Origin of the sequence: Rathayibacter sp. AY1A5, from assembly GCF_002930875.1 — a bacterium.
In the GTDB taxonomy this organism is placed as follows: domain Bacteria; phylum Actinomycetota; class Actinomycetes; order Actinomycetales; family Microbacteriaceae; genus Rathayibacter.
In genome coordinates this window covers 42,794-56,500 of the sequence record NZ_PSTM01000010.1, presented here as the reverse complement: position 1 = coordinate 56,500, position 13,707 = coordinate 42,794, and the positions used below count along the sequence as shown (strand labels likewise).

Sequence of the window (13,707 nt, the reverse complement as noted above, 5' to 3'; positions counted from 1 at the left end):
CGACCGCGGAGGGAAGCAGAGGAGACTCTGTCGTTTTCCTGGAACGACGACGCGGATCCATGGTTCCGCCCCTAGAAGGGGGGCCCAAGGGGCGGATCCTTCTTCACGAGCGGCCGCTCTCACAGGATTGCAGGATCAGCAGCTTGCCGAACGCCAGCACCTGGTAGACCACCGCCAGAGTCCACTCGCTCACCCGCCGCGGCTCGTCGACCGAGCCGACCGAGAACGGTGTGCGCAGGCAGCGAGACGCGATCGTGCGGACCCGGGTCACATGCGGAGTGGAGGTCATCAGTGCCACCGAGGTCCAGTCGTACTCCGAGGAGAGCGTGTTCAGCTCGGAGATCTCACCGCCCGTAGTGAACGGGGAGGGAGTGAAGCAGACGACTCTGACCTCCTCGCCGGCATCGCATTCGGCTCGGGCGAACGAACCGTTCTCCAGGCGCGGAGTCGAGAGCACGAGGGTGACATCCCGGTGCTCCTCGAGCAGAGCGAGCGCACGGCCGACCCTGCGATCAGTAGCAGGACCCAGCACCACGAGCGCATCGGCTCCCCCCACGGGATCGAGAACGGGGCGGACGAAGAGGGGCACCGCCACCGCGGCGAGCAGTGCGACGGCGAGGAGGACGGCGAGCCACGTGCGCCAGAGGATCCGCAGTGAGCGTGCGGCGGATCGATTCGGGACGACTCGTCGGAGGATCGTGCCGACCAGCGCCCCGACCGCCGTGCCCGCGAGAACCGAGAGGAGGCCGTACAGCACGCCACCGACCGACGGCGGAGTGACGATCATCTCGACGGTCGACGCCCCCTCGAGCAGCGCGAGCACTCCGAGTGCGGGGACGAAGGGTCGACGGCTGCTCGCCGCCACCAGCGCGGCTGCCGCCGCTGCAGCCGGTGAGGCGAGAGCGCAGACTGCGATCCCTTCTCCACCCAGGGCGTGGACGAGACCAGTCGGATCATGGGAGCGGGCGATCCGGACGAACTGCCGCGAGGAGTCCGATCCGAAGGGATCGGCGCAGACGAGCAGGAGCAGAAAGGCGAGGACCGCCGTGGTCCCGGCGACCCGCAGGCGCCACCGGCTCACCGGAGCCTCCCCGGCCGACCGTGTCACGCCCAGCAGCCCGCCTCCGCGGACGCGAGGCGATCGCGCTCGCGTGCGCGCCTGAGGACGGGAAGGACGGGGAGGTCCGAGAAGAGCGTCACAGGAGCGAACACTACCCAGGGGAAGGGACGAGGAGGACCTGAGCGGTCGGGCTTCCGCCGGATCCTCGCCGGCGGGTGGCACGCCGACAGGAGACGATGCGCAGGACTGCGGGTGGACGGGATCGCGACTCCGCCTCAAGCCCTCCGGGCCGGCCTCCGAGCCCGACGCCCCCGGGACCGCGTCCCCGGCGCCGCCTAGTCGTTGCCGAGGATGACGATGGCGGCAGTGGGGGGAAGCGCGTCCTCGTGATAGCGCTCGATCTCGTCGATGGCGGCGGGATCGGCCTGCTGAAGGAAATGGGTGAGTCGCGCGACCTCCTCCGTCTCGCCGATCGAGTCGGCGGCGCGGCGGAGGGCGTAGAGGGCGAGGAGGAAACCGCGGTTGGGTCCGTGGCGCCACGGGATGGGACCCTGGCCGCGCCAGCCGGCGGATCGCAGGAGGTCCAGACCGCGGTGGTAGCCGACGCGGGCGTAGGCGTAGGAGGGGAGGGCCGCGTCGATGCCCCAGACGCTGTCGGCGAGCAGTGCCCAGGCCAGCGGGGAGCGCGGGTGGGCGGCGGCGAGGGCGGCGAATTTGACGGCTCCCGGGTTCGCGTGCTTCGCGAGGGCCGCGGTGACCGCGGGCTCGTCGGGGAGGAGGGTCGGTTCGGGGCCCAGCAGGTTCTCGCCACTCATGCCTCCCAGGCTATCCCGCTCGCGGCTGTGCGGGTCCGGGGTCCGGCCGTCCGGCGCACGACGGTCGTCCCTCCACAGGGGCGTCAGCGGAGGGAGCCGGCCGGTTCGCCGGTCGTCGCCGTCGTGCGCGGGGGTGCCGCCGATAGCATCGACCCATGGCGACGAACCGCAGTGAAGTCGAGGCCTGGCTCACGGACATGGACGGCGTGCTGGTGCACGAGAACAAGGCGCTCCCCGGCGCGCCCGAGCTGATCCAGGAGTGGACCGATTCGGGCACGCCGTTCCTGGTGCTGACGAACAACTCGATCTTCACGCCGCGGGATCTGGCGGCGCGGCTGCGCGGGTCGGGGCTGCACGTGCCGGAGGAGCGGATCTGGACGAGCGCTCTGGCGACGGCGGACTTCTGCGCGTCGCAGAAGCCGGGCGGGAGCGCGTTCGTGATCGGCGAGGCGGGGATCACCACCGCGCTGCACGAGGCGGGCTTCATCATGACGGAGACGGCGCCGGACTACGTGGTCGTGGGCGAGACCCGCAATTACAGCTTCGAGGCGATCACGAAGGCGATCCGCCTGATCGTCGCGGGTGCGCGCTTCATCGTCACCAATCCCGATGCGACGGGGCCGAGCGCCGAGGGCGTGCTCCCGGCGACGGGGGCGATCGCGGCGCTCATCACGAAGGCGACGGGCAAGGATCCGTACGTCGTCGGCAAGCCGAACCCGATGATGTTCCGCTCGGCGATGAACAAGATCGGCGCGCACAGCGAGAACACCGGGATGATCGGCGACCGGATGGACACCGACATCGTCGCGGGCATCGAGGCGGGCCTGCACACCGTGCTGGTGCTGACGGGGATCAGCGACGAGGCCGAGATCGAGCGCTATCCGTTCCGCCCGGACGAGGTGCTGAGCGGGGTGCACGAGCTCCTGTCGTCGGAGCCGCTGGAGTCCGAGTTCCCGCCGGATTCGGCGGTCTGAGTCCCGGCGGCCCGGCAGCGGGTCGGGCGCCGGTTCCTGACACGGCACCGCGGCTCGCGGGGGTCAGAAGCGGACGTGCTGGAGTACCCAGGCGTGCATCGCGACGGCTGCCGCCGCCGAGGCGTTGATCGACCGGGTCGAGCCGAACTGCGTGATCTCGAGCACGGCCTCCGAGGCGGCGATCGCCTCCTCCGAGAGGCCGGGTCCCTCCTGCCCGAACAGCAGGAGGCAGCGCTCGGGGAGCCGGTAGGTCTCGAGCGGCACGCAGCCGGGGACGTTGTCGACGGCGAGGAGGGGCACGTCCGCCTTCGCGGCCCACTGCACGAGGTCGGCCACCGTCTCGTGGTGCTGGACGTGCTGGTAGCGGTCGGTGACCATCGCGCCGCGCTTGTTCCACCGCCGCCGGCCGACGATGTGGACGCCCTCCGCGCCGAACGCGTTCGCGCTGCGGACGATCGAGCCGATGTTCATGTCGTGCTGCCAGTTCTCGATCGCGACGTGGAACGGGTGCCGCGTGCGGTCGAGCTCCGCGACGATCGCGTCCATCCGCCAGTAGCGGAAGCGGTCGACCACGTTGCGCGCGTCGCCACGCTCCAGCAGCTCCGGGTCGAGGCGGTCGTCCTCGGGCCGCTCGCCCTGCCAGGGGCCGACGCCGTTCGTGGTGAGCTCCACGGAGGCGGTGGGTCCGGTCGCGGGGGTCGCCTCGTTCTCCTGCACGACGAGCGATCCTACTGGGCGCTCCGCGGCTCGGCCGGGTGCACCGGGCCGGTGCCCGGCGGCGTCCTCCGAGGCCCGAGCGACGGCGCGCGTCAGGCCGCGGGGGTGCCGGCGAGGGAGCCGGTCAGCTCGCCGCCGCCCGCCCGGTCGACGAAGCAGTAGTAGCTGCGCTCGCCCGCGTCCCACTGCTCCTGGGTGACGGGGAACGCACCGGCGACCTGCACGTCGCCGTAGGTCTCGGCCGCGGCGACGTCCACGACGCCCTGCGCCTGGCAGAGCGAGGAGACGGTGACGGCCAGCGCGTCCTGGCCGGGGAACGCCGGGTCGGTCAGCTCCGCGGTGGAGACGAGCTGGGCGGAGTGAGCCGCCGCGCAGTCCACGACGGTGAACTCCTCCGCCCAGACGGAGTCGAAGGGCTCGACGCACTCGCCGCCGAGGAGCGCGCTCCAGGCCCAGGTGCCGACGGGCAGCGGTCCGACGGTCGGGAGGGTCGCGGTCGGCGTGGGCGAGGGGGTCGGCTCCGCCGTGGGCGTCTCGCTGACGACCGGGACGGCCTGCGGCTCTGCTCGACCGCCGGCGCTCCCGACGGCGATGCCGATCGCGAAGAGCCCGGCGAGGAGGATCACCGCACCCGCCGCGATCAGGCCGATCAGGAGCCGGCGTCGGCTGAGCGTGCGCCACGCGGGCGCCGAGTCGCGTTCGCGGCTCTCGGGTCGGGACCGGGCGGAGCGGCGCTTCCGCGGCGGAGCGGCGTTGACGTGGGCGGCCGCGGGAGCGGTGCGGAAGGGTGCGGGCTCGGCGCGGTCGGCGGGCTCGGCGGCCGGCTCGAGGTTCCACGAGTAGGCGCCGGCGGTCTCGCGCCACAGCTCCTCGTCGCCGCTGTCCTCGTCGGGCTCGTCATGCGGAGCGACGACCTGCTCCCACACGGGCGGCTGGTCCCAGTCCCCTCGCGGGTCGGGCCACTCGTAGACGGCGGGCGGAGTCGGCTCGCGCGGAGTCGGCGGGGTCGCGCCGACCGGGCGTCCGTCGGCGGGGGAGGGGACGCCGGAGCGGCCCGCCGGGTCGACGTCGGTCGAGGATCCGGCATCGGGCTCGTCGTCCGGCCGGTGGGCGCTGCGCAGCCCGGCGGGGGCGGTCGGCAGGTCGGCGGGCGGGTCGGTGTGCGGCAGGACCGGGCGCACGGAGTCCGCCCCGCGGCGGTGCACCTCGGTGCGCCCGGCGTCGGCGGAGGCGTCGGAGCCGGGGCCGGAGCCGTCGGCATCGTCGTCGAGGAGGGGAGCGAAGAACGCGTCGAAGGCGTCCTCGTCGGACACGTCCGCGTCGGAGGCACTCGTGTCGCGGGCAGTCGTCCCACCGGCACCCGCCTCGCGGACACCCGTCTCGCGGGCACCCGCCTCGCGGGCACCCGCCTCGTGCACTCCCATGGCGCGGGCTCCCGTGTCGGAGACTCCCGTGTCGGGGGCCCCCATGTCGCCGCCCCGAGAGCTCCGTCCCTCGGCGGAGACGCCGTCGCGGTCGGAGGAGCGCTCCGGCTCCACGACCGTTCCGCGGTCGGCGTCGGCGTCCTGCTCCTCCACCCGAGCGGAGTCGTCCGCGGGTTTCGGGAGGTCGCCGTCGGCCTCCTCGGCGGCGGGCGCCGCGCTCAGCACGGGCTCCCCCGGCCACAGGCCGACCGGAGCGGCAGGGGCACGGCGCGGCGCAGCGTCGGAGTCGCTGTCGCTGTCGCTGTCGCTGTCGCTGTCGCTGTCGCTGTCACGGTCGCTCGACGACGGTCCGGCCGCGTCGGCGGAGGAGGCCGACTCGCTCGCAACGCTCCGCTCCTCCGCTGACGCGTGGGCCTCGTCGGCTGCGGACTCAGCAGGACCGGACGTCCGCTCCGCGCGCGACTCCTCCACGGGAGGGACGGGGCGGGGCGAGTCGAAGATGCTCTTCAGGCGGCCGCCGCTGAGCTGCTGGAGCAGCCACTCGCTGCTGCCGACGGGACGCTCCGGCTCGGGTCGCTCCGGCTCGGAGGTCTCCGATCCGGCAAGCTCGGGCTCGCGGCCCTCCGGCTCGCGGCCCTCGGACCCGCGGCCCTCCGGCTCCGGGTGCTCGCCGCCTCCCGGGCCCCCGCCGCGTCCCCCCTCGTCGACCATCAGCTCAGGCCGAGGTCGGCCAGACCGATCGCGGCGAAGTACGGGTAGCCGGCGTCCTCGATGATCTCGCGGGCCCCGGTCGCACGGTCGACGACGACGGCGACTCCTGCGATCTCGGCGCCGACCTTCAGCAGGGCCTCGATCGCCTTCAGCGGCGAGCCGCCGGTGGTGGACGTGTCCTCGACGACGACGACGCGCTTGCCCTCGAGGTCGGGGCCCTCGACCTGCCGGCCGCGGCCGTGGTCCTTGGGCTCCTTGCGCACGACGAACGCGTCGTAGGCGAGACCGCGGGCGGCGCCCTGGTGGAGGATCGCGGCGGCGATCGGGTCGGCTCCCATGGTGAGGCCGCCGACGGCGTCGACGCGCTCGAGCGGCGCGATGAGGTCGAGCATGACCTGCCCGATCAGCGGCGCGACGCGGTGGTCGAGGCTCACGCGGCGCAGGTCGACGTAGTACGACGCCTTCTTGCCGCTCGTGAGGGTGAAGTCCCCGTGGAAGACGGCGTCGGAGCCGATGTACTCGATGAGCTGCTGGCGTGCGTCGGTCACGCGCCTACTCTACGGGGCGACCCCTCCCCCGCTCGGGAGCGCGCCCGCTGCGGCGTGCTCGCCCGCCTCGTCGCCTCCTCCGCGGAACTGCGTCATGTAGAGCTCGTAGTAGGCACCGCGCTGCTTCAGGAGCGCCTCGTGCGCGCCCTGCTCGACGATCCGGCCCGACTCCATCACCAGGATGGTGTCGGCATCGCGGATCGTGGAGAGCCGGTGCGCGATGACGAACGAGGTCCGGTCGGTGCGGAGCGCGTTCATCGCGTGCTGCACGAGCAGCTCCGTGCGGGTGTCGACCGAGGAGGTGGCCTCGTCGAGGATCAGCAGCGACGGGTTCGCGAGGAACGCGCGCGCGATCGTGATCAGCTGCCGCTCGCCCGCCGAGACGCTGCCGCCGTCGGCGTCCAGCACCGTGTCGTAGCCGTCCGGCAGCTGGCGCACGAAGCGGTCGACCATGGTGGCCTTCGCCGCGTCGACGATCTCCTCGTCGGTCGCGTCCAGGCGCCCGTAGCGGATGTTCTCGCGGATGGTGCCCTGGAAGAGCCACGCGTCCTGCAGCACCATGCCCACGCGCGAGCGCAGATCGCCGCGCGCGAGGCTCGTGATGTCGACACCGTCGAGCAGGATGCGCCCTCCGGTGAGCTCGTAGAAGCGCATGACCAGGTTGACCAGCGTGGTCTTCCCCGCCCCGGTCGGACCGACGATGGCGACCGTCTGCCCGGGCTGCGCCGAGAAGGTCAGGTCCTCGATCAGCGGCTGCTCCGGGTCGTACGAGAACGAGACGCCCTCGAACTCCACGTGGCCGTCGGTGCGCTGCGGGAGCGACGCGGTCGCCGTCTCCGGCTCCTGCTCCTCGGCGTCGAGCAGCTCGAAGGTGCGCTCGGCCGAGGCGACGCCGGACTGCAGCATGTTCGCCATGCTCGCCAGCTGGGTCACCGGCTGGGTGAACTCGCGCGAGTACTGGATGAACGCGGTCGCGTCGCCGAGCGTGAGCTGACCGGAGGCGACCCGCAGGCCGCCGACCACGGCGATGAGCACGTAGGAGAGGTAGGAGACGAAGGTCATCGCGGGCATGATCATGCCCGAGACGAACTGGGCGCCGAACGAGGCGGTGTAGAGGCTGTCGTTGCGGCGGTCGAACTCCTCGAGCATCTCGCGGTCGCGGCCGAAGGCGCGGACGATCTCGAGCCCGGAGAAGGTCTCCTCGATGTGGCCGTTGAGCGCGCCCGTGTTCTTCCACTGGGCGGCGAAGAGCTTCTGGGAGCGGGCGCCGATCACGCCCGCGATCACGCCCGAGAGCGGGATCGAGATCAGCGCGATCAGCGCGAGCTGCCACGAGACGATGAACATCATCGCGGCGATGCCGATGATGGTGAGCACCGACTGCACCAGCTGCGAGAAGGCCTGCTGCAGCGCCGTCTGGATGTTGTCGACGTCGTTCGTGACGCGCGACATCACGTCGCCGCGCTGCCGGGTGTCGAAGAAGCGCAGCGGGAGGCGATTGAGCTTCGCCTCGATGGCCTGGCGGAGGCCGAAGACCACCCGCATCACGAGGCCGTTGAGGATGTAGCCCTGCGCCCACATGAGCACCGACGCGACGACGTACATCAGCAGCACGATGATGATCAGGCGGCCGAGGACCACGAAGTCGATGCCCGCGCCGGGCACGATGTCGGTCTTGGCCAGCATGTCGGCGAAGGTGCCGTTGCCCGAGGCGCGCTGCTGCTCGATGATCTGCTCGAGCGGGACGCCGGCGGGGAGCTGGGAGCCGATCACGCCGTTGAAGATCGTGTCCATCGCCTGCCCGAGGATCTTGGGCGCGATGACGGTGAGGACGACCGACAGCGAGACCAGGGCGACCACGAGGACCATCCGGGCGCGCTCGGGGCCGAGCAGCGAGAAGAGGCGCTTGGCCGAGGGCCAGAAGTTCTGCGCCTTGCGGGCGGGCGGCCCGTCCCCGAACATGCCGCCGTCGCCCTCGCCGGGCTCGAACTCGGGCTCGGGGGACGTCGTCTCCTCGGGGGCGGTGGTGTCGCGTGTGCGCGCCATCTCAGGACACTCCTTCGACGCTCAGCTGGGATTCGACGATCTCGCGGTAGGTCGCGTTCGTCTCGAGGAGCTCGTCGTGCGTGCCGCGGCCGACGACGCGTCCCGCGTCGAGCACGACGATCTGGTCGGCGTGGCGGATGGTCGACACCCGCTGGGCCACGATGATCACGGTCGCGTCGGTGGTGGCGACGGCCAGCGACTCCCGCAGCCGCGCATCGGTCGCGACGTCGAGCGCCGAGAACGAGTCGTCGAACAGGTAAACCCGCGGCTTCGCGACGAGGGCCCGCGCGATGCAGAGCCGCTGGCGCTGCCCGCCGGAGACGTTGGTGCCGCCCTGCGAGACCGGCTCGTCGAGCCCGTGCTCCTTGCTCCGCACGAAGTCCTCGCCCTGGGCGATGCGCAGCGCCTCCCACAGCTCGGCGTCCGTCGCGTCGGGGCGGCCGAAGCGCAGGTTCGAGGCGATCGTCCCCGAGAAGAGGTAGGGGCGCTGGGGCACGAGCCCGATCACCTCGGCGAGCTGCGCCCGGTCGAGGGAGGAGACGGGCACGCCGTCGATCGTGACGGTGCCCTCCTGCGGGTCGAACAGGCGCGGCACGAGGCCGAGCAGGGTCGTCTTGCCGGCGCCGGTGGAGCCGACGACGGCCGTGGTGCGGCCCGGCTCCGCGACGATGTCGATGCCCGAGAGCACGGGGCGCTCGGCGCCCGGGTAGCCGAAGACGACCCCGGAGAACTCGACGCGGCCGCGCGCGGGCGTCGGGACTCCGCCCTCGGGTGTGGTGAGGCTGGTGCGGGCGTCGAGCACCTGCTGGATCCGCTCGGCGCAGACGACCGCGCGCGGGATCATCATCACCATGAAGACGCCCATCATCACGGCGGTGAGGATCTGGAGGAGGTACTGCAGGAACGCGGTGAGCGAGCCCACCTGCATCTGACCGGCGTCGACGCGCTGCCCGCCGAACCACAGCACGGCCGCGGTGGCCAGGTGCAGGATCATCATGATCGCGGGGAACATCAGCACGAAGATGTTGCCGACCTTGATCGACACCTCGGTGATCGCCGCGTTGGCCTTGCGGTACCGCTCGGACTCGAACGGCTCGCGCACGAAGGCGCGCACCACGCGGATGCCCGTGATCTGCTCGCGGAGCACGCTGTTGATCCCGTCGATCCGGTCCTGCATGAGGCGGAACAGCGGCAGCAGCAGGAACACCAGGAAGCCGACCACGACGAACAGCAGCGGCACCGACACCCAGACCAGCCAGGAGAGGCCGGCGTCCTCACGCAGGGCGAAGACGATGCCGCCGACGCACATGATCGGCGCGGAGACCATGAAGTTGAGGGTCATCAGCACGAGCATCTGCACCTGCTGCACGTCGTTCGTGCCGCGGGTGATCAGGGTGGCCGTGCCGAAGCCGCCGACCTCGAGCCCGCTGAGCGAGTCGACGCGGCGGTAGACGTCGCGGCGCAGGTCGCGGCCGACGGACATGGCGGTGCGGGCGCCGAAGTAGACGGCTCCGATCGCCGCGGCGACCTGCACGACGCAGACGCCGAGCATGGTCATGCCGGTTCCCCAGATGAAGTCGGTGTCGCCGCGGCCGATGCCCTGGTCGATGATCTCGGCGTTGAGGCTCGGCAGGTAGAGCGCGGCGAGCGTCGCGACGAGCTGCAGCACGACGACGGCGGCCACCCAGCGCGCGTAGGGCTTCGCGTAGGCGGAGGCGAGGCGGAGCAGGATCATGGGTCCTCCGGAGGGGCGGAGCAGGAGCGGGAGGGGAGGGGACCGGGCTGGGGAGCGCGGAGCGCCGGGGAGCCCGTCGGGCCCGCACGGCGCGGGCGGCGGCGGCGTCCGGACGGCACAACGAACGGCCGGTCGGGACGGCGCTAGACAACCATCGACCACCGACACCGGTTCCGCAATCCGCCGAGGGGATGACTCCCCCGGCCCGCGGCCGCCGGGACGCGCGGAGGACGCGCAGGAGACGTGTCGGCGGCGGCTCCTACACTTCCAGGATGCGCATCGCCACCTGGAACGTGAACTCCATCCGGGCCCGCGCCGGCCGCGTCGTCGACTGGCTCGTGCGCGAGGACGTGGACGTCCTCGCCATGCAGGAGCTCAAGTGCAAGCCCGAGCAGTTCCCGCACGAGGCCTTCGCCGACGCCGGCTACCACGTCGAGATGGTCGGGCTCAGCCAGTGGAACGGCGTCGGCATCGCCTCGCGCCTGCCGATGGACGACGTGCAGATCGGCTTCCCGGGCATGCCCGGCTTCGCGAAGGAGGCGGCGGCCGACGGCTCCTTCCCGCTCGAGGCCCGCGCGATCGGCGCCACGGTCGACGGCGTGCGCGTCTGGAGCCTCTACGTCCCGAACGGCCGCGCGGTCGACGACCCGCACTACCTCTACAAGCTCGAGTGGCTCGCGGCCCTCGAGGCGAGCACCCGCGAGTGGCTGGCCGCCGAGCCCGACCTGCCGCTCGCCCTGGTCGGCGACTGGAACGTCGCGCCGCTCGACAGCGACGTGGGCGACCCGAGCCTCGGCCCCGGATCCACGCACGTCTCGATCCCCGAGCGCGCCGCCTTCGCCGCCTTCGAGGACGCGGGCCTGCGCGACGTCGTCCGCCCGCTCGTGCCCGAGGGCTACACCTACTGGGACTACAAGCAGCTCCGCTTCCCGCGCAACGAGGGGCTGCGGATCGACTTCGTGCTCGGCTCCCCCGCGTTCGGCGAGCTCGTCACCGGCGCCTCGATCCACCGCGACGAGCGCAAGGGCGACGCCCCGAGCGACCACGTCCCGGTGGTGGTCGACCTCGACCTGGAGACGACCCTCGACGACGACCGCCCGATGATCTTCTGAGCATGGCCTCGTCGAAGAAGAAGCGCGCGCGGGCCCAGGCCGCCTCGGCCGGCGCCTCCCGCCCCGCCGCCAGACCCGCGACGGCGCGCCCTGCGACCGCCCGCCCCGCGACCGCCCGCCCCGGAGCCGCGCACGACGAGTTCCGGTCCGACGCCTACCGCTCGGTGGGCGAGATCATCGCCGCCGGGAAGCCGCGCCGGCGCCGCTGGGACCTCGTGCTCTCGATCCTCGGCTGCCTCGCCCTCGGCCTGCTCACGATCGTGCTCGGCTACCTCGCCGCGATCCTCTCGGTCTTCCCCGCGCAGTGCGAGGGCCAGAACTTCGCCTGCGACTTCGACCGGATCGACTGGGGCGTCTCGATCGCGCTGATCGGGCCGCCCGCGCTGACGCTGATCGCCGTGGCCGTGACGGTCGTGCGCTACCTCGTGGGCCGTCGCGCGTTCCTCGTGCCGGCCATCGGGTTCGTGCTCTGCATCGCCACCGCGTTCCTCGCCTCCTCGCTCGTGACGAGCTCGATCCCCGGGTCGGCGCTGGTCTAGCACCGACCCGGGGGCGCGTCAGCGGTCGGAGCGGTCGGCGCTGGTCCAGCACTTACCCGGGGGGCGCGTCAGCGGTCGGACCGGTCGGCGCTGGTCCAGCACCGACCCGGGGGCGCGTCAGCGGTCGGCGTGCTCGGGGCGCGATCGCGCGGTCAGCCGCAGGCGGGCTCGTCGTTCAGCGTGACCGCGGTGGGGTTGATCATCGGGGTCACCCGCACGGTCTGGTCGCCGAAGCCGGAGGCGTCGCCGGCGCTGAACTGCACGTCGAACGTCTCGGACTGGCCGGGCGAGAGCTGCACGGCGACCTTCGAGACGGGACGGCCGAGGTCGTCGAGGCTCTCGGGTCCGTAGCCCGTGCCGTCGGCCCAGGCCGCGCTCGACACCGTGGTCCCGGGAGGGCCGTAGACGTAGATGTTGGTGACGAAGTCGCCCAGGGGGTACGCACCGCGCCCGCCGGCCGCGGCGACGTAGCCGGGCAGCGTCCGAGCGACCGCCTTCGAGATCGTGTTGGTCACGGTGACGGAGGTGGTGAAGACCGCGCCGGAGGCGGCGCACCGGCCCGCGCTCGACTGCGTGACCGCCGTGCTCAGGTAGTAGTCCATCTTCGAGCCGCCCGAGGCGTCCTGGAAGAACACTCCGGTGGTCGTGCCGTCGGTCGTCGTCTGCGGCAGGACCCCCGCGATCGGCGTGGGCGCGAGGAGCGCCTGCTCGTCGGCGTCGGAGCTGTAGGCGAGGATGCGGCTCTCGTCGACCGCCTTCACGATCGCCGGGAGCATCTTCGTGGGCTCCATCTCCCCGCCGAGGATCTTCCCCAGGACCGTCGCGCTCGCCTCCGAGAAGAACTCGTCGGTGCGCTCGGCCACGACCGACTCCGGGTAGCGGAAGTAGACCTCGTTGAGCAGGGTCGAGACGGTGTTCTCGCTCGTGAGGACCGTGCCGTCGGTGAGGGTCACCGGCCCGGTCGAGCCGAGGAGGTAGGAGAGGGCGACGGGGTCGATCGCGAGGACGCCGTCGATCCTCTGCTCGGGGAACTTCTGCGCCCAGAACTGTGAGGCGATCGAGGCGGCCGTCGGGAAGTCGGGGCGGCTGGTCGAGACGTTGAAGGTCGTCGCCATGTTCTCGCCGATGGTGTCGAGCGCGCTCTGGTCGACGGTGACGGGCGCCAGACCGCGGAAGTCGCCGCTGCCCAGCTGACGGCCGATCGAGATCGCGCCGCCGTCGACGTCGAGCTGCATCACCGACGACGCGCCGCCGCCCAGAGCCTGCGACTCCGCCAGGTTCTGGAACATCACCAGGTAGTGGCGCGGGCCGGAGGCTCCGAGGGAGTCGGGGAGGATCGCGGTGAGCGGCTCGACCTGCTCCATCGCCGTGGTCGCGGTGGCCAGCTGCGGAGTGAAGGAGTCGAGGGCCGAGGCGACCTGCGGCACCAGCGGGCCGCGGTCGATGCCCTCGACACGGGTCTGCGCCGCGTCGACGACCTCCTTGGCGACGGTGATCTTCTGCGACAGCTCGGTGATCGCCGCGAGGTCGACCCTGCCGTCGACGGGCTTGAGGATGTCGAGCGAGGTCGTGGAGAGCGGCGTGACGATCCGGCCGGAGACGTCGTCGGCGATCTCGGTCGCGGCGCGGACCGCGGACAGGTTCGGCCCGAGGACGGGCACCACCTCCATCACCCGCCACACCGGGTCCTCGGTCTCGTCGCGCGCCTCGCCGGTGAGGGTCGCGATCCGGCCCGCGGTCTCCTCCGCCCCGGAGGTGTCGAACGTCGTCAGCCTGTCCGTCACCTGCGACACCAGCGGGATCGCCTCGGTCAGCTTGTCGCGGACGGTCATCGCCTTGTCGTAGGTGCGCACGCCGAGGAGCACCGCGACGACGGCGCCGATCAGCAGGACCAGGAGGACGATCAGCGTGATCCAGAGGCCGCGACGGCGGCGCGGCCTGCCGCGGGCGGAGCGGTCGGCGGACGTGGTGGTGCTCATTCGAGAGAGCCTAAGCGACGGTCGGCGGAGTGCGACCGGGCCCGCGC

At 72.2% G+C, this 13,707-nt stretch carries 11 protein-coding genes; 3 read left to right on the top strand and 8 right to left on the bottom strand.

Translation table 11 applies throughout. The annotated features are described in order from the left end of the window. Positions 1-103 precede the first annotated feature (103 nt). Both C5B98_RS08945 and C5B98_RS08940 read right to left on the bottom strand, forming a co-directional pair. The gene (locus C5B98_RS08945; RefSeq protein WP_104222799.1) at positions 104-1,081 is read right to left on the bottom strand and encodes an ElyC/SanA/YdcF family protein; all 978 of its coding nucleotides are present in this window, start codon (positions 1,079-1,081) and stop codon (positions 104-106) included. A gap of 314 nt (positions 1,082-1,395) precedes the next feature. Beyond that, on the bottom strand, positions 1,396-1,875 hold the full coding sequence (locus C5B98_RS08940; protein ID WP_104327655.1) for a DUF3151 domain-containing protein: 480 nt from the start codon (positions 1,873-1,875) through the stop codon (positions 1,396-1,398). 155 nt (positions 1,876-2,030) lie between these two features. Between C5B98_RS08940 and C5B98_RS08935 the strand changes: the two genes are divergently transcribed. After that, complete coding sequence (locus tag C5B98_RS08935; protein WP_104225721.1) at positions 2,031-2,849, top strand: HAD-IIA family hydrolase; 819 nt, start codon at positions 2,031-2,033, stop codon at positions 2,847-2,849. A gap of 63 nt (positions 2,850-2,912) precedes the next feature. Here the strand turns inward: C5B98_RS08935 and C5B98_RS08930 are convergent, their stop codons facing one another. The 5 genes from C5B98_RS08930 to C5B98_RS08910 all read right to left on the bottom strand — a co-directional run bounded on the left by C5B98_RS08930 (position 2,913) and on the right by C5B98_RS08910 (position 10,030). Continuing rightward, positions 2,913-3,566 carry a TrmH family RNA methyltransferase gene (locus C5B98_RS08930; protein ID WP_104327654.1) on the bottom strand — a complete coding sequence of 218 codons (654 nt, stop codon included), beginning with the start codon at positions 3,564-3,566 and terminating at the stop codon, positions 2,913-2,915. Between the two features lie 92 nt (positions 3,567-3,658). Continuing rightward, positions 3,659-5,701, bottom strand: coding sequence for a septum formation family protein (locus C5B98_RS17410; protein ID WP_104327653.1), 2,043 nt, complete (start codon positions 5,699-5,701; stop codon positions 3,659-3,661). Further along, complete coding sequence (gene pyrE, locus C5B98_RS08920) at positions 5,701-6,249, bottom strand: orotate phosphoribosyltransferase (RefSeq protein WP_104225724.1); 549 nt, start codon at positions 6,247-6,249, stop codon at positions 5,701-5,703. Before pyrE ends, C5B98_RS17410 begins: the two co-directional genes overlap by 1 nt. A gap of 9 nt (positions 6,250-6,258) precedes the next feature. After that, on the bottom strand, positions 6,259-8,295 hold the full coding sequence (locus C5B98_RS08915) for an ABC transporter ATP-binding protein (RefSeq protein ID WP_104327652.1): 2,037 nt from the start codon (positions 8,293-8,295) through the stop codon (positions 6,259-6,261). 1 nt (position 8,296) lies between these two features. Beyond that, the gene (locus C5B98_RS08910; protein WP_104327651.1) at positions 8,297-10,030 is read right to left on the bottom strand and encodes an ABC transporter ATP-binding protein; all 1,734 of its coding nucleotides are present in this window, start codon (positions 10,028-10,030) and stop codon (positions 8,297-8,299) included. Positions 10,031-10,302: 272 nt separating this feature from the next. On the opposite strand from C5B98_RS08910, the gene C5B98_RS08905 reads away from it, so the two are divergent. Both C5B98_RS08905 and C5B98_RS08900 read left to right on the top strand, forming a co-directional pair. Beyond that, a complete protein-coding gene (locus C5B98_RS08905; protein ID WP_104327650.1) occupies positions 10,303-11,142 on the top strand; it encodes an exodeoxyribonuclease III in 840 nt (279 codons plus the stop codon). A 2-nt stretch (positions 11,143-11,144) separates the two neighbouring features. Then, positions 11,145-11,681, top strand: coding sequence for a hypothetical protein (locus tag C5B98_RS08900; RefSeq protein WP_104327649.1), 537 nt, complete (start codon positions 11,145-11,147; stop codon positions 11,679-11,681). Between the two features lie 152 nt (positions 11,682-11,833). On the opposite strand, the gene C5B98_RS08895 is transcribed toward C5B98_RS08900, so the two are convergent. Beyond that, the gene (locus C5B98_RS08895; protein WP_104327648.1) at positions 11,834-13,660 is read right to left on the bottom strand and encodes a DUF4012 domain-containing protein; all 1,827 of its coding nucleotides are present in this window, start codon (positions 13,658-13,660) and stop codon (positions 11,834-11,836) included. Between the last annotated feature and the right edge of the window lie 47 nt (positions 13,661-13,707).